Genomic DNA, 22,270 nt, shown 5'->3' with positions numbered 1-22,270 from the left:
TGTTCGTTGTCGGTTGTCAGCACCCTGTTGCAGCGTTTACTGACAACCGACAACAAACAACTAAAAACAATTAGGCCAAGTCGCCGTGGGCAATGCGGGCGACTTCGTCGGCTACCAGGTCGATGCCGCCACTGGTTTCGAGGAGGGCCAGCGGCGGCTGATTGTCGAGGCCGTAGGCAGGTTTATCGAGCCAGCGGCGGAAGGCGGTGAGGGAGCCAAAGACTTCCTCGCCCTGACGGGCGAGGGCCAGCAGCTTGAGAATTTGCTCGCTGGCGGCGGGGCCGAGGCGCTTTTTGCCCTCGCGATAGGCACGCAGGGTTTTGGTGGTGGTATGCAGAAGGACGGCCAGCTCGTCGGCGCTCAGCTTCAGGAGGGCCGCTACGTCGAAGGCAGTTTTGGCAGGCACACCCGTGCGGGCCGCCATTACCAAGGCAAAAGAATCGGCCACGGTGGCTTGCAGCCCGAGCAAGGCGGGCGAATAAATGGCAGCGGGATGAGCAGCGACAGCAGCCATGAGTATGGGAGTAAATTTCTTTCCCAAAGATGGGAAACATTTCCATAATTAACGGAAATATTTCCCTTTTTTCGTTTCCAAACATTCGCGCAGACTACACGCTCATTCGCTCGACTACCGACTCACGGGTAGCCGCGTTCCATCCTTTGAACTCGATGTATTTAACGTTGGGCACCCAAAACGTGCCGCCCTCAATTCGAAGAAAAACCCGATTCAGAATGATTTGCTTGTTGCCAATGGCGGCAAAAACGTGAAATGCTCTGTCAATACCCGAACGCATCAGGAAGAAGCGAATCTTGTTGTAGGCGGCAAACTTCAGTTCGTACTTATCGGGGGCCAGTTTTTGAGCCGTGAGGCCGTAAGCAAATTTTCGTTGGATGAAATTCAGCTCCTTGCGCTCGCCTTGCTCAGCGTAGCGTATCCAAAACATGCGAACCGGTTCCTCTTCATCGATTTTTCCCGCGTCGTTCACATTCAGCTGGTACACGACGGTATTCGTATTGGGGTCGCGCTGCAGGTAGAAAAGTTGGTTCGGAATACCGGTTGGTACCGGAAATTCAGCAGCTGGCCGCAGCAGAGTTGCTGCCAGTGCCAAACCGCTGAAAAGCAGCGCCACAATTAGCAATAAGCCTTTACGAGCGACCCCATCGAAGAAATGCTTCATTGATTGTGTCTGACTATTCTACAGCAAGTCGCCCACCTCGCGCACGCCCACCGGCCGCGCCACCGTGAAGCCTTCGCCAAACTCGACCCCAATGATGTGGCCGAACTCCCGCGCCCGCGCTTCCATAAAGCGGCCGAAGGCTTGGCTCGACAAATAGGTTTGCGGCGCGTCTAAATCAGGATTAAAAAACTGCGTTTTGAAAGCCTGAATGGCTTCCCACTTCTTTTCCCAATACGGCGTAATATCCACCACGAAAGCGGGCGGCAGCTGACGGTCCTGGATGTAATGGTACACGTTTTTGGGCCGCCAGGCCTCCTGGGGCTGGCCGTTTTCACCAAGCGTTTCAATCATGCGCAGCCCGCTGAGAAAGCACGCGTCAACGGCCAGTTGGGCCGCCTTGCCGTGGTCGGGATGCCGGTCCTGAATGGCGTTGCAAAGCACGACATCGGGCTGGTAACGCCGGATGGCGGCAATCAGCGGCAACTGGTGCTCCCGGTCGTTGCGGAAAAAGCCATCGGCCATGCCCAGGTTCTCGCGGATATCAATGCCCAGGATTTTGTTGGATGCCTCGGCCTCAGCGGCCCTGGTTTCGGGCGTGCCCCGTGTGCCCAGTTCCCCCCGCGTAAAATCAACGATGCCTACTTTCTTGCCGGCGGCCATTGAGGCCAGCAACGTGCCGGTGCAGGACATTTCTACATCGTCGGGGTGGGCACCGAGGGCCAGGACATCGAGTTTCATGAGGGTACTATTTAAAAAGGGAACGTCATGCGGAGCGCAGCCGAAGCCTCTGTACCGCGCAACTCATCCCAATCGTCAGGAATAGCATTGCGGGAGAGATGCTTCGCCTCCGCTCCGCATGACGTTCTTTTTGATTGTCATCTGTTTACTTAATCCGCAGCTTCTTGCCTGGCTGCAGCGTCTTCACGCCGGGATTCAGCTTTTTCAGCGTGCTCACGCGCACGCCGTAGCGCTCGGCCACTTCCGAGAGCGTATCGCCCGAACGCACCTTGTGCGTCACCGTCTGGCGGGCGCGGGAAGGCGAACCACTACGGCTGCCGCTGCTGCGGTGCCCCAGCGCCCGGCTGTAGTAGTTAAACAGCTGCGAGGTGATGGTGAAATTGTCTTTCCGCAGCTTGTAGCCGGGAAAATCATACATGAGCACCGGGTTGATGGGGTTGCCTTGGTAGCGCACCTCAAAGTGCAGGTGCGAGCCCGTGCTGCGCCCCGTGCTGCCGCCGTAGCCAATAAGTTGGCCCGCTTTCACGAAGGTGCCCACCGTCACCAGCGCCTTGCTGAGGTGGCCATACACGGTTTCGAGGCCGTTGTAGTGCCGCACCAGAATGTAGTTGCCGTAGCCGCCGCCATCCCAAGCCTGGATGCGCACCACGCCATCGAACACGGCTTTCACCGAGTCGCCGGTTTCCAAATCCAGGTCCATGCCGTAGTGCCAGCGGTAGCCCCGGAAGGCAAAGCCCGAAGTAATGGGCGTCGTCACGAGGGGCATTTTGGCGTAGCGCTGCCGGGGCGGGTCGGTAAGGCGCAGCTTCAGCGAGTCGCGGTAGCTGCGGCCGTCCACGCGGTAAGGATTCACGCGGTGCGTGTCCCAGATGGAGTAGTAACCCGCCACCTTCACCCACGAGGAATCGATGAGCACTTCCTCCGACATCTCCACGATTTCTTGCCCGCCCTCGTTCAGGGTCGTCGTGTCTTCGCTCACAATGCTGAGCTTCTTGGCCGGATTGAAGTAGATAGACTTCGCCGCGTCGGAATTCTCGTCGGGGATTTCCTCGGTTTCAATCACCGTGGTGGTATCCGGCCGCACGTAGCGCATCTTGGGCGTCTTGATGCGAAAAAAGTCGGACTTGCCGGACGTGCTGCCGGCTTTGGCCTTGGTGCGCGGCGGCTTGCGGCGCTGGGCCTGCGCAGGACTCAGCCCCACTAGCAGCCAGAGCAGCGCCAGCAACAGCAGCGCCGGGCGCCAAAACGTTGTTTTCAGGAATGTCAAAAGCAGTTTATTTTTTAGCCAGTAACCACACAGAACGTCATGCTGAGCGCAGTCGAAGCATCTCTACCGCGAGAGTAACTAATTACTTGCGCGGTAGAGATGCTTCGACTGCGCTCAGCATGACGTTCTGTTGTTATGACGTTCAAAATGCGAATTTAGTGTATGCCCAGCGCGGCCAGGTAACGCTCAGCGTCGAGCGCGGCCATACAGCCGGAGCCGGCGGCCGTCACCGCTTGGCGGTAGGTGTAGTCCTGGACGTCGCCGCAGGCAAACACGCCGTCGATGTTGGTCTTGCTGCTGCCAGGAATCGTTTTCAAATAGCCCTGCTCATCGTGGTGCAGGTATGGCTGGAAAATCTTCGAGTTCGGCTCGTGCCCGATGGCCACAAAGAAGCCCGTCAGCGGAATCTCGCGGGTTTCATGCGTCAACAGGTTTTTCACCCGCACGCCTTCCACCGAGTGTTCGCCCAGAATTTCATCCGTCACCGTATCGAACAGCACCTCAATCTTGGGGTTCTCCAACACGCGCTTCTGCATGATTTTCGAGGCTTTCATCTCGCTCTTGCGCACAATCATGGTTACCTTGCTGGCCAGGTTAGCCAAATAGGTAGCCTCCTCGGCGGCCGTATCGCCGGCACCCACAATGGCCACTTCCTGCCCGCGGTAAAAGAACCCGTCGCAAACCGCGCAGGCCGACACGCCCGAGCCGTTCAGCTTAGCTTCCGAAGGCAGCCCCAGCCACTTGGCCGAAGCCCCGGTGGCGATAATCACGGCATCGGCCGTCAGCTCAATGGTTTCGTCAATGGTCACGCGGCGCGGCGTCACCGAAAAGTCCACCGCCGTAGCAATGCCGTAGCGGATATCCGTCCCGAAGCGAGTGGCCTGCTTTTTCAGGTCTTCCATCATTTCCGGACCCATAATCCCATCCGGGTAACCGGGGAAATTCTCCACGTCGTTGGTGATGGTCAACTGCCCACCGGGCTGTAAACCCATGTACATAACCGGCGCCATATTGGCCCGAGCCGCGTAAATAGCGGCAGTATAACCAGCAGGACCAGAGCCAATAATCAGGCATTTAATGTGTTCAGCCATTGCGTTGTGCGGCAAGCGTTGGCTTGCCGTTTTGAAGCGAATTTTCAGATAAGAGCCCCACGGCAAACCAATGCTTGCCGCATAGACGGTACAAAAAACCCCAACCTTACAGCCGGGGTTTTTCAACAACAAAACTAAGCAGAAGTTAGCCCAGATACGGCTTCAGCGCCTTCGAGCGCGACGTGTGCCGCAACCGGCGAATGGCCTTTTCCTTAATCTGACGCACACGCTCGCGGGTCAGGTTAAATTTCTCGCCAATTTCTTCCAACGTGAGGGCGGCTTCGCCGTTCAGGCCGAAGTACAGCGTAATCACGTCGGCCTCACGCTTGGTGAGCGTACTCAGGGCACGCTGCACTTCCTTGCGAAGCGAGTCGTTCATCAGCGCCATGTCCGGCGACTCTTCGTCCTCGTTTTCGAGCACGTCGAGCAAACGGTTTTCCTCGCCTTGCACAAACGGAGCGTCCACCGACACGTGGCGGCCGCTAATTTTCAGCGTGTCCACTACTTCGGAAGTGGTCAACTCCAGCACTTCAGCAATTTCTTCCGGCGAAGGCTCGCGCTCGAATTTCTGCTCCAGTTCCGAGAACGACTTGCTGATTTTGTTCAGCGAACCCACCCGGTTCAGGGGCAAACGCACAATGCGGCTCTGCTCGGCCAAAGCCTGCAGGATGGACTGGCGAATCCACCACACGGCGTAGGAAATGAATTTGAAACCGCGGGTTTCGTCAAAGCGCTTGGCCGCTTTGATGAGGCCGAGGTTGCCCTCATTGATAAGGTCGCCAAGGCTCAGGCCTTGGTTCTGATACTGCTTGGCCACCGACACCACGAAGCGCAGGTTAGCCTTGGTCAATTTCTCCAGCGCCTGCTGGTCCCCGTCGCGAATACGCTGCGCGAGCGTTACCTCCTCGTCGGGCGTGAGCAAATCAACCTTGCCAATCTCCTGGAGGTATTTGTCCAGCGACTGGCTTTCGCGGTTGGTAATCTGCTTACTAATTTTTAGCTGTCTCATGGGACTAGGTAAGAACGATAATCTGGGGGTTTATACGTAAGAAAAGTCCGTTCGGGCAGTCCCTAAGTCAGAGGAAGCCAACAGGCTTCCTCTGAGATAAGTTCTGGCCTCAACAGATTGGCTAAGCTTTCGCTTCGCCGTTGCTGGCCGCGGCCGCCTCGGGCTTGGGCAGCAGCACCTTGCGCGAGAGCCGGTACTTGCCGGTTTTCTTGTCGATTTCCACCAGTTTCACGTCAATGTCCTGCCCCACTTCCAACAGGCCTTCCAGCGTCTGAATCCGCTCGTGCGTCACTTCCGAGATGTGCAGCAGGCCGTCTTTGCCCGGCATAATCTCCACGAAAGCGCCATACGGCTGAATGCTGCGCACTTTGCCTTTGTACACCTCGCCCACTTCGGGCTGGGCCGCGATGGCGCGAATCCGGTCGATGGCGCCCTGCATGTCCTCCTGGTTGGAGGCGTAGATGCTTACGTGGCCTTTCTCGTCCTTCTCTTCAATAATCACCGTGGCGTTGGTGTCCTTCTGAATTTGCTGAATCACTTTGCCGCCCGGCCCGATTACCGCACCGATAAACTCTTTGTCGATAAGCATCTTGTGCGAACGCGGGGTGTGAGGCTTCAACTCCGGCGCCGGGGCCGAAATCGTCTTCGCCATCTCACGGAGGATGTGCAGGCGGCCTTCCCGTGCCTGGTGCAGCGCGGCGGTCAGAATCTCATTGCTCAGGCCCTGGATTTTGATGTCCATCTGGCAGGCGCAAATGCCTTTCTCCGTGCCGGTCACCTTAAAGTCCATGTCGCCGAGGTGGTCCTCGTCGCCGAGAATGTCGCTCAACACGGCATATTCACCGGTTTCCTTGTCCTGCACCAGACCCATGGCGATGCCGGCCACTGCAGCCGAAATCTTCACACCGGCGTCCATCAGGGCCAGCGAACCAGCGCACACCGTGGCCATCGAGCTGGAACCGTTCGACTCCAGAATGTCCGACACGATGCGGATGGTGTAGGGGTTTTCTTCTTCCGAAGGCAGCACCTGGCGCAGCGAGCGCAAAGCCAGATTGCCGTGACCGATTTCGCGGCGGCCGGCGCCGCGGTTCGGCTTCACTTCGCCGGTCGAGAAACCGGGGAAGTTGTAGTGAAGCATGAATTTCGAGTAGCCCTTAGCCAGCGGCTGGTCGATGATTTGCTCATCGAGCTTGGTGCCGAGCGTGGCCGTGGTCAGGCTCTGGGTTTCACCGCGGGTGAAGATGGCCGAGCCGTGGGCGCCGGGCAGGTAGTTGATTTCCGACCAGATGGGGCGGATTTCGGTGAGCTGGCGGCCGTCGAGGCGCACCCGCTCCTTCACCATCATGTCGCGGATGGCCTTCTTCTCGGCCGAGCCGTAGTAGCGGCTGAACATCTTCATGTCCAGTTCCGGCTGCTCAGCCACAAGCTTTTCAAGGAATGCCTTTTTCACGCCCGAGAAGCCTTCCTTGCGGCCGCCTTTGCTGGTGTTGCCCGAGCGGGCCACGTCATAAGCCCCCTGGTAAACGCCTTCGTGGATGAGCTTTTTGAGGGCTTCGTTCTCCTCGTACTTCGGATATTCGCGGGGAGCCGACTCCGGCGTGCGGCCCACGGCCAACGCCAGTTCGGTTTGCAGCTGGCACTGGGCCTTGATGGCTTCGTGACCGAAAGCAATGGCCGCCACCATTTCCTCTTCGCTCACTTCCTTCATGGCACCTTCCACCATGGCCACGGAGTCGGCGGTAGCGCCCACCATCAGGTCCATGTCGGCGCGCTCCAGGTCGGAGGTCTTGGGGTTAATTTGGAACTGGCCGTCGATGCGCGCCACGCGCACTTCGGAAATCGGGCCAGCAAACGGAATATCGGAAATCGACAGCGCAGCCGAAGCGGCCAAGGCAGCCAGGGCATCCGGCTGCACTTCTTTGTCGGCCGAGATGAGGGTAATCATCACCTGCACCTCGTAGTGGTAGTCTTTGGGGAACATCGGCCGCAGGATGCGGTCGACGAGGCGGCAAATCAGGATTTCGTAGTCGCTCAGGCGGCCTTCGCGGCGCTGAAACGAGCCGGGAATCTTGCCGGCCGAGCCGAATTTCTCCTGGTAATCGACCGACAGGGGCAGAAAATCAACGCCTTCGCGCTGGCTCGGGGCCGAAACCACCGTGGCAAGCAGCATGGTATCGCCAAGGCGAACCACGACGGCGCCGTCGGCGAATTTGGCCAGCTTGCCGGTTTCGATGGAGATGACACGGCCGTCGGGCAGCGCCAAGGTTTTGGTAATGGCTTGGGGTTGGGACATCAGCGGGATTTGCTTGGAAAAGCGACAGCGGGCGAGCAGCCAAAAACGAGCACCGCGCACGGCCCTCGTTACTCATAATTAAATACAACAGCAGTGCGCCGATGGATAGTTAGTTGTCAGTTGCTCGTTGTCGGTTGTCAGTTTTTCGAGAACGTACTGACAACTGACAACCAAAAACTAACAACTATCAAAAGCTGGCCTCGGAGCCAAACCAACCCGAACAAAAAAAGAGTAGGGAACCTTCGTTGGAAGGCTCCCTACTCTCAGATTCTGGACTTACTTGCGGATGCCCAGCTCCTTGATGATGGCGCGGTAGCGGTTGATTTCGCGGTGCTGCAGGTAATCCAACATGCTGCGGCGCTTACCTACCAGCTTCAGCAGGCCCAAGCGGGTGCTGTGGTCCTTCTTGTTCACCTTGAGGTGCTCCGTCAGGTGGGTGATGCGGTGGGTGAAGAGGGCAATCTGCGCCTCGGCCGAGCCAGTGTCGGTTTTTACTTTTTGCAGGCTATTCTTTTCAAAAATTTCCTGCTTTGCTTCGGTGGTCAGTTTCATCGGTTGATAGGTGTTACCCCGTCTTAGATTTTGATTGGTAAAAAATGTTGATTTGTTGCCCCACACCTTGGGGTGCCGCAAAGGTACGCAATTTAAAAACAGGATAAAAGCGCGTTGCCGGCATTTTTCATTTGTCTGCTTTCATCCATCACGCAAGTAGGTTGCGGGGCTTATTCACTTGTCGCTTTCGGAGCCTTGCGCAGCCCCGTGAGGCCAAAGCGGGCCAGCAAGCGCCGCCAAAAGTCCAGTTCGAGCAAGCCAGAGTCGTTGTAGGCCTGGTATAGGAAAAACAAGCCCGCCGGCAGCAATACCAAGTTCGACATCCACATGCCTATCCCAACGGGCATCACGAACTCGCGTCCATACTTTTCGCCCATGATGCTGAGCACGTAATAGACGATAAAAAAGAGAATGGAAATGAGAATGGGAACGCCCAAGCCCCCTTTTTTAATAATAGAACCCAGCGGCGCGCCAATAAGAAACATGAGCAGCACCGCCACCGATTGCGAGTATTTGCGGTAAATCTCAATCCGAAACAGCGCCGAATTCTTCGCCAAATCGGTCAGGCGCTCCGTAGTCGAATTGGCAAATGAACGCAGGTTGCTGGCCCGGCTAATTGCCTGCTGAATAATGGTAGCCGAGGGTGGTGCCAACCGAGAAGCTGCCACCTGCAGGGCTTCGGCCTTGTGGTTTGCGGCGCGGTTGGTGGAATCAAACCGCACGAAGGTGTAGTAAGAATTCATCTGCCGGGGCAGCATCAGTTGCTCGGTGTGCAGTTTTTTCTGGACCGAATCGGTCGAATGATGCAGTTGCGGAATATTCAGCATCATCCGGTTTGTTGAAAACAACTCCTTTTTGGTATGGCCCAAGTCAAACGATGCCAACGAAAAGGTGATAATGTTGTGGTCAAACCCTTGACGGATGAAACTGGCCCCGGCGCGGTCCTGGGCATCGGGTTGCTCCACGTAGTTGTGCCCGTGGAAAAGTTCCAGGCACAAATATCCGCCGCCATTGCGGGTAAACATGCGCCCCGAATCGGCCAGCATGACGGTAGCATTGCCGGATTTTTGGGTGTGGTCGTAAATCATCACCCCGTGCAGCCGGTCACCATTCTTACCGGTTTTCTTGTCGACTTTGATGGTGTAGCCGGGAATGCCGCTGTAGAATACTCCTTCGCGGATATCGAGCGCCAGCTTTTGCTGCCGCACGTCCCACAGCAGGCTATAGGCATTCAGATTAGCCTTGGGCACAATGGTTTCGTTGAACCAGAACGCGCCGATAGCCAATGCGGCAGTAAGCAGCAGCACCGGCCGCAAAATCCGCGTCAGGGCAATGCCCGAGGCTTTAATGGCTGTCAGCTCGTGGTGTTCCCCAAGGTTACCATACGTCATGAGCGAGGACAGCAACACGGCCAGCGGCAGCGAAACCGGCACAATCAGCACACTGAAGTAGAACAAAAGCTTCAGCAAAACGTCGGCACCCAGGTCCTTGCCGATGATATCGTCGAGGTACTTGAGCAAGGTGTGCGTGAGCAAAATGAATTGCACCACCGCAAACGTGAGCAGAAAAGGCCCGGCAAAGGCCTTCAGGATGAGTTTGTCGAGCTTTTTGAGCATAAAAAACAGTGCGTTGTGGCGAAGCACGGCTGGGCCAGCGCTCCAACGCAGAATCCGGCAGAAAAGTACCGGCGCCTGCGCAAAGCCATTGCCCGCCGCGGCATCATTAGCCGCCTACCTGCTCCCGCAGCTTGCCCACAAGTCCTTCCCACATTTCGTGCTGCTCGGCGGCATCGTGCCCCGCCGAATAATCGACCACCCGCAGATACACTTCATCCGTCACTTGGGAAGAATCCAAAGTAAACTCCAGGAAATTCGCATCAACGACCGGCTGGCGTTGCTCGTCAAGAAACACAAACCGCACCGCCCGGTTGAGGCGTTGCCCTGAAATTTCGGCGTAATGGTTTTCGTGGTCCCAAATAAAATTGAGGCGTTGTCCTTCCACGTAGCGCACATCGTCGCAGAACCACTGCGTCAGGCCCGAAGCCGTGGCCAGATAGGGAAAGAGAATTTTGGGCGAAGCGTTGATGGGAAATTCCACCACGAAGCGCGTTTTGGTTTGAGTATCAGGCAAAGCCATACGAATGGACAAGAAAGCGAGCGCAAAAATTCAGAAAGCGCAGGCAGAATACGGGAGAAAAGTCGTGTTATTTGGCTTTTGAGCTTGCTTTGGGGCCGAAAGTCGTGCTACCTTTGCACCCACAAAAACCCGGCGGGGTAGCTCAGCTGGTTAGAGCACAGGATTCATAACCCTGAGGTCGGCGGTTCGAGCCCGCCTCCCGCTACGTCGGAAACCGTTTCAGCACTGCGCTGGAGCGGTTTTTTTGTTTGACCTTGCTTTGCGCAAACGGATTGCATAAAGCCCCAAAGGTGTGCAGCTCGGGGCAAAGGCTGGCACGCCAAGCTAATCAGTGAGGGCTCAAAACAAGAAAACGCCGAACCCAGGGGCCAGCGTTTTCTTGGGTATGAGCGCGCAGGGGCAATTATTTTACCTTCTCCACGATGCCTTTGAAGGCCGCAGGGTTGTTCAGCGCCAAGTCGGCCAGCACTTTGCGGTTGAGCTCGATGCCAGCCTTTTTCAGGCCGCCCATCAGCTGCGAGTACGACAGGCCGTGCTCGCGAGCGCCGGCGTTGATGCGCTGAATCCAGAGAGCGCGGAACTCGCGCTTCTTTACTTTACGGTCGCGGTAAGCGTAGAGAAGGCCTTTTTCAACGGCGTTCTTGGCTACGGTCCACACGTTTTTGCGACGGCCATAGTAGCCTTTCGCCAAACGCATGATTTTCTTACGGCGGTGGCGCGAGGCCACGTGGTTGACACTTCTTGGCATAACCTTGAGAGTTTTTGGCAGCCGGCGACGGGTTTAAGTCTTAGGGCCGGAAGCCTGGTGATTATTTGGTTGTTAGTTGTTGGTTGTCAGTTGTTAGCCTCGAATGACAGCAATAGAAAAAATCTAGCAGCTGACAACGAGCAACTAACAACGAATCAGATGTTGAGCATCTGACGCACGCGGTTCATGTCGGCGCTGCTCACGAGGCCGGTGTGGGTCAGGCCGCGCTTTTGCTTGGTCGTCTTCTTCGTGAGAATGTGCGATTTGAAGGCGTGCTTCCGCTTCACCTTGCCCGTTCCGGTGAGCGCAAAGCGCTTCTTAGCACCGGATTTCGTCTTTACTTTCGGCATTGTAGTGGTTGTTGGAGGGTTGGTTGTTGATTGTTGATTGCTCACTGACCGGGGGTCGGGAAGCCATCCGCAACCGGGTAAAATCTATTCGGCGGCGTCGGCAGAGGCCGCGTCAGCTTTGGAGGCTTTTTTCTCGGGTTTGGCTTCAGACGCTGCGGCCGGCTTGGCAGCCGGCTTTACAACGGCGGCTGCTTTGGGCGCGAGGTAGAGGAACATGCGCTTACCTTCCAGTTTAGGCAGTTGCTCCACTTTGGCCAGGTCCTCAAGGGCCTGGGCAAACTTGAGCAGCAGGATTTCGCCCCGCTCCTTGAAGACGATGCTGCGGCCAACGAAGTGCACATAGCTCTTGATTTTCGCGCCTTCGCGCAGAAACTCCTGGGCGTGCTTCACTTTAAAGGCGAAGTCGTGCTCGTCGGTGTTGGGTCCGAAACGGATTTCCTTCAACACGACCTTGGTCTGCTTGGCCTTCAGCTCGCGGGTTTTCTTCTTCTGCTCGTACTTAAATTTCGAGTAGTCGATGACGCGGCAAACGGGCGGCGTAGCGGTAGGAGAAATCTCGACAAGGTCGAGGTTCTGGTCCTGCGCCATTTTGCGGGCCTGGTCGATGGGATACACGCCTTGCTCGACGTTATCACCAACCAGGCGCACTTCGCGGGCCGTGATTTTTTGATTGATTTTGAACGGCTCTTCCACCTGCTGGCGGGGCACGTACCGACGGTTCGGGGCTGCTATGGTTTGGTCCTCCTGCTAAAAAAGTGGCGGGGAATGAGAATTTAGGCGATTCAGGCCGGGTAAGGCCTGGCTATCAGGGGGCAAATATCGGCATTTATAATTGGAAAGCCAAGCCGATGATTGAAGGAATTTGCGAGTCGCTCAAAAAAGAACGTCATGCTGAGCTTGTCGAAGCATCTCTACTGTAATAGTAAATAGTTACTACAGCACGCGAGATGCTTCGACTTCGCTCAGCATGACCTTCTATACACTTAGACGAGACTACATTGCCTCCACCATCTGGCTTTGTACGCTTTTCACAAAGGCTTCGAGCGGCATGGAGCCGAGGTCGCCCTCGCCGTGCTTGCGGACGGAGATGATGTTATCCTGGGCCTCCTTCTCCCCTACCACCAGCAAATAGGGAATTTTGCCCATTTCAGCGTCGCGGATTTTGCGGCCGATGCGCTCATCGCGGCCATCCACGGTGCCGCGCAGGTCGTGTTGCTCCAACTGGGCTTTCACCTGGTAGGCGTAGTCGCTGTACTTGTCGGAGATGGGCAGCACGATGAACTGCTCGGGCGTGAGCCAGAGCGGGAAGTTGCCGCCGCAGTGCTCGATGAGCACGGCCACGAAGCGCTCAAGTGAGCCGAATGGCGCGCGGTGAATCATCACCGGACGCTGCTTGGAGTTATCGGCAGCGGTGTATTCGAGGTCGAAGCGCTCGGGCAGGTTGTAGTCGACCTGGATAGTGCCTAGCTGCCAGCGGCGGCCAATGGCGTCGCGCACCATGAAGTCGAGCTTGGGACCGTAGAAAGCCGCTTCGCCGTACTCGGTGACGGTATTCAGGCCTTTTTCGAGGGCCGCTTCCTGGATGGCGGTTTCGGCCTTCACCCAGTTTTCGTCGGAACCGATGTACTTGGTTTTGTTCTCGGGGTCGCGCAGCGAAATCTGGGCCGTGAAGTCGGGGAAATCAAGGGCCTTGAGCACGTAGAGCACGATGTCAATCACCTTCATAAATTCTTCCTTCACCTGGTCGGGGCGGCAGAAGATGTGGGCGTCGTCCTGCGTGAAGCCGCGCACGCGCGTCAGGCCGTGCAGCTCGCCTGACTGCTCGTAACGGTACACGGTGCCAAATTCGGCCAGGCGCACGGGCAGGTCGCGGTAGCTGCGGGGCTCGGTTTTGTAAATTTCGCAGTGGTGCGGGCAGTTCATCGGCTTGAGGAAGAATTCCTCGCCGGGGTTGGGCGTTTTGATGGGCTGAAACGAGTCGGCGCCGTACTTTTCGTAGTGGCCGCTGGTCACGTAGAGCTCTTTGGCGCCGATATGGGGCGTGACGACGGGCGAGTAACCAGCCTTCACCTGGGCCTTGCGCAGGAACTGCTCGAGGCGCTCGCGTAGGGCGGTGCCTTTGGGCAGCCACAGGGGCAGCCCCGCTCCTACTTTCTCCGAGAAAGCGAACAGCTTCAGCTCTTTGCCGAGCTTGCGGTGGTCGCGGCGCTTGGCTTCTTCGAGGCGTTCGAGGTACTCAGCGAGGTCCTTGGCTTTGGGAAAAGTGATGCCGTAGAGGCGTGTGAGCTGCTTGTTCTTCTCGTCGCCGCGCCAGTAGGCGCCGGCCACGTTCATCAGCTTGGCCGCCTTGATGGTACCGGTATCGGGGATATGCGGGCCACGGCAGAGGTCGGTGAAGCCACCCTGCGTGTAGAAAGTAATGTTGCCGTCTTCGAGGTTTTCGAGCAGCTCCAGCTTGTAGGGGTCCTGCTTCTCGGTGAAGTAGGCAATGGCGTCGGCTTTCGAAACTTCTTTGCGGATGTACTGGCTTTTGTTTTTGGCCAGCTCCAGCATCTTCTTCTCAATTTCCGAGAAGTCTTCGCTGCTGATGCTACGGCCTTCGCCGAGGTCCACATCGTAGTAAAAACCGTTTTCGATGGCCGGGCCGATGGCCAGCTTCACGCCAGGATACAGTGCTTCCAGGGCTTCGGCCATGAGGTGGGCCGAGGAATGCCAGTAGGTAGATTTGCCGGCGGTGTCGTTCCAGGTGAGGATGCTCACCTGCGCGTTGTCAGGGAGTGGGCGGTGCAGGTCCCGGACTTCACCGTTGACCGAAACGGCCAAGGCGTTGCGGGCGAGGCCTTCGGAAATGCTGGCGGCGAGGTCGTAGCCGCTGGCGCCGTCGGGAAGCTGGCGAAGCGAGCCGTCGGGGAGCGTGATATTGAGCATAATAAACGAAAAAGGTTGCCGAAGCGGCAAAGCGGGGCGCAAGTTACGCGTTGCTTCATGAGGAATAAAGAAGAAGAATTGAAGAATTGTCGTTCAAATCCCCTTCTGAGGGCCAGAGGGAAGGCCTAGTTAGCGCTGGGGGCGCGCGAAGGCAGCGGCGCAATCGGCTGAGGACGGGTGGGCGGGGCCGGGCGGCGGTAGTAATAGCGCGGGGTAGCCGTCCGCAGGCTATCGGGCAGCGAGGCCTGTACCCGCTCGTTCAGCTTCCAGACCTTAAACGTCCAATGCGGATTGCCGGGGTTTTCGGCTACCAGCTGGCGGTAGTGAGCCAGCGCTTCGGGCAAGCGGTTTTGGGTTTCCAGTGCTTCCGCGAGGAGGCTTCGGGCCTCGGGCAGGCGCGGGTTTCGCCGCAGGGCACGGCCCAGGTGCTGAATAACTGCGGCGGGCTGATGCATCTTAGCGGCGGCGAGGCCAAGCCGGTAATCGGCGCGGTACACGGTGGTATCGAGGGCTAAAGCCCGGCGGTAATACCACAGGGCGCTATCAGGCCGGCCCTGGAGCTCCAGCTGGCGGCCGTAGTCGTAGCGCAGCAGGCCGGAAGTGGTGTCGAGCCGCATGCCTTGGGCCGCGTAGCGAGCCGCTTCGGCGGGGATGCGCCAGGCATTCAACAAAAAGGCCAATTGGTGCAGGATTTCCGGCTCGCGCGGGTCACGGGCCAGGGCGTCCTGCAGGTATTGCACCGCGGTGCTGGTGTCGGCAGTGGCAGCGTAGGCAAGCCCTTTGTAGAACAAGGCGGCCGGCTGGTCAGGGTCGAGGCGGAGGGTACGGTCGAGGTTGTCGAGGGCGGCGGCGTAGTTGCGGGCCGCGAGGTGGGTTTCGCCCAGCAGCAAGGGCAGCTCCGGACCGGAAAAGCCGTGCTCGGCCGCCTGACGGGCGGCCGTGAGCGCATTGGCCAGCTGGCCCATGGCCCGGTAGGCACGGGCTTGCAGAAAGTAGAGGCTGCCGTCGGAATCATCAATTTCCAGGGCGGCGTCTACATCGGAAAGCGCCGCACGGGGCTGGCCCGCCGCCAGCCGCAGGCCAGCGCGGCGGGCCAACAAAGCGGTGTTGCGGGGTTCGCGGGCAATGGCACCGTTCAGCTCATCGGCCTGCACGCGGGGGCCGCTTTGCACCGTCGCGAGGTTTACGAGGGTATCGGGCTGCTCGGTTGGCGCGCTCTGGCAGGCGGCCACCACACAACCGGCAGCAGGCAAGGCCCACCGCCACAACAGCTGCACGGAAATCGGAAAATGCCTTTTCATGCCATGCAAAGCTAGCTGCTAGGGCCGGCGGCTGGCCGAATCGGCCGGCAATTTGCTGGCATCCGGCCGGACGAGGATGGAAGGTTTCGGAGCTTTGCCTGCGCGAGCCCGGCGCTTCTGGCGGCGGGCATCGGCACGCAAAAGCGGCGGCAGCATCTTGCGGCACAACCGACTCACCACCAGGTCTTCGCTGGTGATGAGCGGCAGCTTCTCGGCTTCATACAGGATGGCAATGGCACGCCGGCGGCGGCCCTGGTAGAAGTACATTCGGGCCAGGTCGTAGCAGAATTGCAGGTTTTGCGGGGCTAGGTCGTGGGCTTTTTCCAGGTCGGCCATGGCTTCCTTGCTGTCGCCGCCGTCGGGCACGCCGCCCAAAACGAGCTTGCTGTAGAGGCGTTCGAGCAAATTATAGTGCGCCACGCGGTACTGCCAGCGGCCGCGCAGCTGCCAGGCTTCGGGCAAATCCGGCCGGCGCTCCGTGGCCAGATAAACGTGGGAGCGCAAGTCGCGGAATGCCGCCAGCCGGGCTCCGGCGCGGTAAAGCGTGGCCTGATGAAAGAGGGCCAGGGCCGCGGCGTAGTTGCTTTCGCCGCCTTCGGGCCGCAGCAGCAGGGCGCGGTCGGCGTACTGGCGGGCTGCGTTAAAATAGGCGGCTTTCCGCGTCTCGTCGGAATAGCGGCTGCCGATTTTCACGCTGAGCACCGTGGACTGCCACAGCGCCAGATAGTGCGTTGGGACAGTCTTGAGAATGTCCTGGTACATGGCCAAGGCCTCGGAATCCTTGAAACTATTCGCCAGGCTGGCGGCCTGAAACAGCTTAATGCGCACCGCTGGCGGGTCGGGCGGCTGGATGGCAGGCACTATTCCGGGCTTTAGCGCATGCACCTTTGGCGGCCCTTGGGCGAGGCAAAGCGTCCACGTCAGTACCCAGAGCAGCATCCCTCCCAATGCCTTAATTGTTTTCTCCCGGTAAGCCACTGCATCACACGCTAAATCGTGCAAAGTTAGCCAGATAATTTGTGCGACCACTTATCAGGCAAGCAGTTTCTCAGCAGAGCCGTACTGCGGCCCGGCACGTTTATTCCAGCACCACGCGCCTCAGTATCGGGGCCACGCCAGCGTACTCCACCCGCACCAGATACGTGCCCGGTGGAAGGGAATTAGTAGCAATAGATACGTTATTGACGGGGATTTTCTGCGTAAAAACAACTTGACCCAGCACGTTGAGTAAGCAGATACGGGCCGGCGGGCCGGCTCCCACCGCCACGTGCAGGAGTCCGTGGGCAGGCACTGGCCACGCTTGCACTTCATGCCCAGCTTCGGTCCGATGGCTGGCCAGCACATTCGCATCGAGCAAGCGCGTAAGCGCCACAACGGGCAGCCCACTCACGGTAGCAAAGCCGCCAGCAGCCACGATGGCTCCATTTGCCTGCACGAGCACCCGCACAGTGCCCAGTTGGTTCCGGCCCAAATCGGGGCCGCGGTTGCTGTCAAAGTCGGGGTCGGTACTGCCGTCCGGCAGCAGGCGGAAGAGCGAAGGCGCAGCCGCCGAATTGGGTAGCGCCGTTGTTCCGCCCACCAGCACCCGTCCATTGGGCTGCACCACTACGGCCGTGGCCCGGCCGCTTGGCTGCAACAGCTGCGTGGCAAAGGTGGCATCGGGGGTGCCGTTGGGCAAGAGCCGGGCCACCTGGGCAGTATTCACCGCACCGGCCTGCACAAAGCTGCCGGCCACCAGCAGCCGGCCATCGGGCTGGCGGCTCAAGGCGCGCACTGCCGCCGCGCCAATGCTGGGCGCTCCCAGCGTGGGCGAGGCGAATGCCGGGTCCTGGGCGCCGCTGGGCAGCAGCCGCAGCACTTGCCGGCCGGTGGCCGTGCTCCCTACCACAATGGCACCGTCCGGCTGCACCAACAGTGCGAGCGGAGTCACCCCAGCCGGCGGCAGGAAGGTAGCATCAAGGCCCCCCGTCCCGTTTACGCGCAGAAAGCCCGCGGGCGTGGCAGGGGACGGCCGCCGCAAGTTGCCCGCCAGCAGCAGCTGGCCATCGGGCTGCCGGGCCATTTCCGTCACGCTGGCCCCGCTGGCCAGCGGCGACGGAAACGCCGCATCGGGCGTACCGCCGGGCAGCAGGCGCACCACCGCTGCTTGGGCCACGCCGCCCACGGCCACAAAGTCGCCGCCCACCACCACCGAAGCATCGGGCTGCACCAGCACGCGGGTGGCAAAACCGCCCCCGAGCCGGGCGCGCCGGCTGAATGCCGTGTCCACGCTACCATCCAACTGAAACCGCACAATGCCCCGCGCCGGCGCATCGCCCACTTCATTAAAGGTACCCACTGCCACCAGCCGGCCATCGGGCTGCTGGGCTACGTCGCGCACCACCCCGTTTTGCTGCAGCACCGGCAGGAAGCTCCCATCGGGCTGGCCAGTACTGCCGAGCAGCGCCGCCCCACGCTCCAGCCCGTTGGCATCGCCCAGGCGCTGCAGGGTGCCGGCCACCAATAGCTGGCCATTGGGTAGCACCTGCAGGCTGTTGAGCCGGGGCAGGAGGGCATCGGCGGGTACCTGCGGGGTGCTCCAGGCGGGGTCGAAGGCTCCCGAAGCCAGCAGCCGGGCCACCGGGGCCTGACCGGCGGGCAGGTTGGCCGGCCAATGCCCTAGCAAAATGCGGCCATCGGGCTGCACTGCCAGTAGCGGCAAACCGGCCAGCCGGGGCACAAACAAGGCCGGGTCGGGCGCAAACGTGGCATCGGGCGCCCCGGTGGCACTCAGCCGGGCCAGCCCCGCCGGGCTGCCCGGCCGCACCGGCTGGCCGCCGGCCGCCGATACCAGCACCTGCCCGTCGGGTTGCACGGCCACGTCGCTGAGGATGACGCCAGCCGTGAGCACGGGCTGAAACGTGGGGTCCTGGGCGCCATTGGCCAGCAGGCGCACCAATTGATACTCGCCGGTGCTGCTGCCCGGCAGCACCACGTAGGCAGCCACCAACAGCTTGCCGTCGGCCTGCCGCGCCAGGCCGCTTACGTCCGCAATCCGGCCGGTGCTGAGCTGGGCCTGGAAGGTGGCATCCGGGGTTCCATCGGCGTTGAGACGAGCCAGGCCGGGCACCGGAGTTTGCGGGAGAAACGCCAGGTTGCCGCCCACCAGAATTTTTCCATCGGGCTGCACCAGCAGGCGGCTCACGAAACCATCGATGCCCGGCGCCGGATTGGCAAAGGCCGCGTCGCGGGTGCCATCGGCGTTGAGCTGCACCAGCGCCGCCACCGGCTGCCCACCCAGCGTGGCAGCGCCGGCTAGCCCCAGCAGGAGCTTGCCATTGCTGGCTTCGGCCAGGGTTTGCACCGAGAAGCGGCCAGCCGCCACGGTGGCATTGAACACGGCATCGGGCGCACCACCGGGCAGGTAGCGCACCAGACTGCTGCCGTAGGCGGGGCTGTAGAGCTGCCCCCCGGCCCGGTCAAACCTTCCCGCCACTACCCGTGCGCCGCTGCTGAGCTGCAGAGCGACCTCGGCAATAGTGGGCTGATAAATGCCAACTACCGGAAAGCTGGGGTCGAGGGTGGGGCTGGTTTGGGCGGCAGCCGGGAGCACCGGAAGCAGCCAGGCAACCAGCACAAAAAGATGAATTGCTTTCATAGGTAGATGGAAAATTAACCTGCGGATGCCCCTCAAAGAAGCATCCGCAGGCTGAAAATATGAACCGCTGCCAAACTGGCTACTGCCGAATCTGAAGAGTCTGCCGAACGAGTTGGCCGGCAGCATCGCTGCCGGCTACATAATACAGCCCATTTGGCAAGCTATGCGTGTCAATTCTGGTAGCGGTATTTGCCGACACCTGCGCCTGCCACACTACTATGCCTTGCGCATTGTATAGCCGCACCGAGCCGTACAAGTGCTCAAGCGTGATGCTGCTGGCGGCTGGGTTCGGGTAGACCGTTGGGCGAGGCTGGTTGGGCACCGAGCAGGGATTTCCATTGATGCTGGTGGCCGCAAACAGCGACGTGTTGTAGCTCGAATTGGCATAGAGGGGAACGTGGTATTCGCCGCAGCCGTCGCGGAACCGCAGCGAAACTGAAAAGGTGCCTGAAAGCGGAGCCTCGACGGTAATCTCCCGGGCGGTTCCGCGCACCGTATCGGTCATAATGGTACAATTATTCGCGGTCCACTGCATGTCAGTGCTAGTGCCAATTGCCTGGCTCTCTTCCAGCCTGAAATCCAGCCAGCTTTTGCCGCACACCGTCGGCCGTGACCCTACCATGGTTGGGTCTGGAAATACCGTGAGTGCTGAACTGCCGTAGCCAGCTTTCACGGGCAAGTCGGCGGAAGTTGCCGCACAGCCATAGCCGCTATTCGCTACTACGTGTAAGGTTTGGGCAACGCCACCGGCTAAGTTGGACGGAGCCGTAATGGTCACAAAATTATTGTATGTATTTGCTTGTACCATGGTAAGCGGGGCCGAAATGCCGCTAAACGTGTAGCTGGTGGCACCCGGCACTTGGGAAACCCCGACCGTTTGCGAGTAGCCGGGGCACAATTCCAGTACCGGAACCGTAAACACCGGAGTGGCTTGGGGGCCCAAGGTAATTTGAACCGTCTTGGGCGTGCCGGAGTAAGAAGTGCCCCCGCAGTTACAGGTGGGCGTAATGGTCAGCGTGGTGCCGTTGGAACCGCTAGGCACCACATAAAGCACACCCTTTGCGGTAGTGACGGACCAGCTGCTTCCACTCGGTACCGAGTACGTAAACGTTGCCCCGGACTGGCTGGAAATGGCCGATGGAGTAAAACCAGTCTGGCTGCCACACGGAACCGATGCCGGCACGTTGGAAACGGTGACAGTGGGCTCGCGGATGAAGTCGAAGCTTTGCTGCGCACTGAGCATCCCGGAAATCAGATTACCATAAGCCGTCGTTTCGTAGCAAAAACGGTTATAAAACTGCACGTATATCCGTTGGTTCCCGCCGCCTACCGGGGGCGTGACGCTGATGCTTCGGCCGCCCAGATAATACCAATATCCGGTATTAGCCGAAACATTCGACCAGTAGGCATCCGTTAACCGGGTGGCGCCCTGCACGGTGTAGGTGGGCGGTATGGCCCAGATGTAGTCGTTGATAATTTCGCCCGTACCGGCAAAAGCTTCCGTGGGCACTGCCAGGGTAAAAGGTTGCCCACCTCCACAAAATGGCAGGTTGGTACTCGAAGCACCGTTAACTTGCTGGGGAAGCTTGCCGAACACGTTGCGGATGCCGATGGTAAGTTTTGGAGCTTGAGGATAGGTAACGGTGCCATTGCTGGCCGTGTTGGTGAGTCCCATCTCAATGGTCGCCTGGTCGCGTGCTGCCACGTAGGTAATGGTTAGTGTGATTGGTAGAGGTTCTCGTGAAAGTGGGGCCAGCCGTAATGGAACACCCCGTATAAACAGGGAAATCGTTGGCGGTGATAGTAGCAGGTGCTGTGAGGGTCAACGTCGTAGTTTGGCCTGGACACACGCCACCCACTGGAATGCCAGACCAAGTTCCGACGAATTGCGCTTGCGCTGAATTACTGCCTGTGACCAGCAGAAAACATAAGAGAAATATGGAGAGGAGCTTGTGTTTCATTTTCAGCGTTGGTAAAAGGTGAGCAAATGAGTTAGAAGAGAAAGAAAACGTGAATCCGACTGATTGGCCTAAACTGAGCAGATAGGGAGTAATATGTGTTATCGCCTTTATTTGTGGCTCCCGTGGGATTTCGGTCGCTCAAGAAGTATTCGACGCCGTCGACCTTCCACCTTTGGTGGGAAAAGGTGACCGGCAGTCCCGTCTCTGCTTCTGCATACAACCGTTGGCTAATTCTCAGGCGAATGCCAGCGTATGCTTGTATAAAAGCGGCTTGAGTAATCCTGCTTTCCTGTTGCTCACCTACCGCATTTTCTACATAGGAAGGGTAGCCTGGATTGAACCTCGGCAGGAAGCGGTAGTATTCGCTGTTCTTCCGGTACAAATCCAACCGGCCGCCTACCTCCCCGCCCGCGTAGGCCGTAAACCGACGGCTGAGTGGCAGCCACCGCTCCTTTCCCCACGCCAGCTCCAGGCTCGCGGTGTGTTCGCGGTACGCATGGCCAACCAGCAACGGCGCGTCGCCGCTGTCGAACTGGTAGCGCCCCACCGCCCGCGCCCGCCAGGCCCGGTTGGGACGGGTTTGGCGGCGGTAGAGCAGGCCGATGGGCAGCGCGCGGTTGGCGGTGAAGAACTGGTCGAGCTGCGGGCTGGCCGTCAGGCCCAGGTGGTGCTTATAGGCGCGGGCCGTATCGGGCACGGCGGCAGTGGGCTGGGCAGCCGCCGTGCGGGCCCCGAGGACCAGCAGCAGGTGAAACCAAAGGGTGATAGCAAGGCGCGACGACATGGCAATAGGGGAAAAAGGACGGGCGCCAAGTTAAGCGCTTCGCCCTTTCGACAGGGCAAAACTGACCCAGTTAGCGGCCACAAAAAAGGAAGTTCTCTGCCTATTTGTGACTAGAACTTAACCTATTTACCCCCCCCTATTTTATTGTATTTTTAAAAGACAACTCATACATCATGCAACTAATTGCCAGGCACATAAGCTTAGCAACCAATGCAGCAGTTCACTAAAAAAAGGTCGGTTTCACCCGTTGATTAAAAAAATGACCCGCCGCGTAGCATACGCGGCGGGTCATTTTTT

18 protein-coding genes, 1 tRNA gene and 1 pseudogene are annotated in these 22,270 nt (G+C 59.0%); 1 reads left to right on the top strand and 19 read right to left on the bottom strand.

Features of this window, described 5'->3' with window-relative positions; all coding sequences use genetic code 11:
- Window positions 1–70: 70 nt before the first annotated feature.
- The 10 genes from parS to JKL48_RS16705 form a co-directional block, all read right to left on the bottom strand.
- The gene (parS, locus tag JKL48_RS16750) at window positions 71–514 is read right to left on the bottom strand and encodes a type II RES/Xre toxin-antitoxin system antitoxin (protein WP_201984888.1); all 444 of its coding nucleotides are present in this window, start codon (window positions 512–514) and stop codon (window positions 71–73) included.
- 94 nt (window positions 515–608) lie between these two features.
- A complete protein-coding gene (locus JKL48_RS16745) occupies window positions 609–1,130 on the bottom strand; it encodes a DUF4833 domain-containing protein (RefSeq protein WP_201984885.1) in 522 nt (173 codons plus the stop codon).
- A 66-nt stretch (window positions 1,131–1,196) separates the two neighbouring features.
- A complete protein-coding gene (bshB1, locus tag JKL48_RS16740; RefSeq protein WP_201984882.1) occupies window positions 1,197–1,916 on the bottom strand; it encodes a bacillithiol biosynthesis deacetylase BshB1 in 720 nt (239 codons plus the stop codon).
- A gap of 145 nt (window positions 1,917–2,061) precedes the next feature.
- The gene (locus JKL48_RS16735; RefSeq protein ID WP_236668862.1) at window positions 2,062–3,183 is read right to left on the bottom strand and encodes a peptidoglycan DD-metalloendopeptidase family protein; all 1,122 of its coding nucleotides are present in this window, start codon (window positions 3,181–3,183) and stop codon (window positions 2,062–2,064) included.
- A gap of 155 nt (window positions 3,184–3,338) precedes the next feature.
- Window positions 3,339–4,274, bottom strand: a complete 936-nt coding sequence (gene trxB, locus JKL48_RS16730; protein WP_201984875.1) for a thioredoxin-disulfide reductase — start codon at window positions 4,272–4,274, stop codon at window positions 3,339–3,341.
- A gap of 145 nt (window positions 4,275–4,419) precedes the next feature.
- The gene (locus tag JKL48_RS16725) at window positions 4,420–5,283 is read right to left on the bottom strand and encodes a sigma-70 family RNA polymerase sigma factor (protein ID WP_035566352.1); all 864 of its coding nucleotides are present in this window, start codon (window positions 5,281–5,283) and stop codon (window positions 4,420–4,422) included.
- A 121-nt stretch (window positions 5,284–5,404) separates the two neighbouring features.
- Entirely contained in the window at window positions 5,405–7,576 is a 2,172-nt protein-coding gene (gene pnp / locus JKL48_RS16720) for a polyribonucleotide nucleotidyltransferase (protein WP_201984866.1), read from the bottom strand.
- A 276-nt stretch (window positions 7,577–7,852) separates the two neighbouring features.
- On the bottom strand, window positions 7,853–8,128 hold the full coding sequence (gene rpsO, locus JKL48_RS16715; RefSeq protein WP_201984864.1) for a 30S ribosomal protein S15: 276 nt from the start codon (window positions 8,126–8,128) through the stop codon (window positions 7,853–7,855).
- 170 nt (window positions 8,129–8,298) lie between these two features.
- Window positions 8,299–9,744, bottom strand: coding sequence for an LptF/LptG family permease (locus JKL48_RS16710; protein ID WP_201984856.1), 1,446 nt, complete (start codon window positions 9,742–9,744; stop codon window positions 8,299–8,301).
- Between the two features lie 106 nt (window positions 9,745–9,850).
- Window positions 9,851–10,258 carry an START-like domain-containing protein gene (locus tag JKL48_RS16705; protein ID WP_236668861.1) on the bottom strand — a complete coding sequence of 136 codons (408 nt, stop codon included), beginning with the start codon at window positions 10,256–10,258 and terminating at the stop codon, window positions 9,851–9,853.
- A gap of 137 nt (window positions 10,259–10,395) precedes the next feature.
- Here JKL48_RS16705 and JKL48_RS16700 point away from each other — a divergent pair.
- Window positions 10,396–10,469, top strand: a tRNA-Met gene (locus tag JKL48_RS16700).
- 198 nt (window positions 10,470–10,667) lie between these two features.
- On the opposite strand, the gene rplT is transcribed toward JKL48_RS16700, so the two are convergent.
- The 9 genes and pseudogenes from rplT to JKL48_RS16655 form a co-directional block, all read right to left on the bottom strand.
- Entirely contained in the window at window positions 10,668–11,012 is a 345-nt protein-coding gene (gene rplT / locus JKL48_RS16695) for a 50S ribosomal protein L20 (RefSeq protein ID WP_201984855.1), read from the bottom strand.
- A gap of 155 nt (window positions 11,013–11,167) precedes the next feature.
- Window positions 11,168–11,362 (bottom strand): 50S ribosomal protein L35, encoded by a 195-nt coding sequence (gene rpmI / locus JKL48_RS16690; RefSeq protein ID WP_046242504.1) that lies wholly within the window; start codon window positions 11,360–11,362, stop codon window positions 11,168–11,170.
- 174 nt (window positions 11,363–11,536) lie between these two features.
- Window positions 11,537–12,094 (bottom strand): annotated as a pseudogene (gene infC, locus JKL48_RS16685) (translation initiation factor IF-3); the annotation flags it as partial.
- Between the two features lie 261 nt (window positions 12,095–12,355).
- Window positions 12,356–14,290: a threonine--tRNA ligase gene (gene thrS / locus JKL48_RS16680; RefSeq protein ID WP_201984853.1), complete on the bottom strand. Its 1,935-nt coding sequence runs from the start codon at window positions 14,288–14,290 to the stop codon at window positions 12,356–12,358.
- Window positions 14,291–14,415: 125 nt separating this feature from the next.
- Entirely contained in the window at window positions 14,416–15,591 is a 1,176-nt protein-coding gene (locus JKL48_RS16675; RefSeq protein WP_201984851.1) for a tetratricopeptide repeat protein, read from the bottom strand.
- An 18-nt stretch (window positions 15,592–15,609) separates the two neighbouring features.
- Entirely contained in the window at window positions 15,610–16,452 is an 843-nt protein-coding gene (locus tag JKL48_RS16670; RefSeq protein ID WP_201984850.1) for a tetratricopeptide repeat protein, read from the bottom strand.
- A gap of 217 nt (window positions 16,453–16,669) precedes the next feature.
- Entirely contained in the window at window positions 16,670–19,228 is a 2,559-nt protein-coding gene (locus JKL48_RS16665; protein WP_201984848.1) for a T9SS type A sorting domain-containing protein, read from the bottom strand.
- A gap of 79 nt (window positions 19,229–19,307) precedes the next feature.
- Window positions 19,308–20,933 carry a T9SS type A sorting domain-containing protein gene (locus tag JKL48_RS23605; protein ID WP_201984841.1) on the bottom strand — a complete coding sequence of 542 codons (1,626 nt, stop codon included), beginning with the start codon at window positions 20,931–20,933 and terminating at the stop codon, window positions 19,308–19,310.
- 287 nt (window positions 20,934–21,220) lie between these two features.
- Window positions 21,221–21,973 (bottom strand): hypothetical protein, encoded by a 753-nt coding sequence (locus tag JKL48_RS16655; protein ID WP_201984839.1) that lies wholly within the window; start codon window positions 21,971–21,973, stop codon window positions 21,221–21,223.
- Window positions 21,974–22,270 lie beyond the last annotated feature (297 nt).

Origin of the sequence: Hymenobacter rubidus, assembly GCF_016734815.1 — a bacterium.
Classification (GTDB): domain Bacteria; phylum Bacteroidota; class Bacteroidia; order Cytophagales; family Hymenobacteraceae; genus Hymenobacter; species Hymenobacter rubidus.
This window is presented reverse-complemented; position numbering and strand designations above follow the sequence as displayed.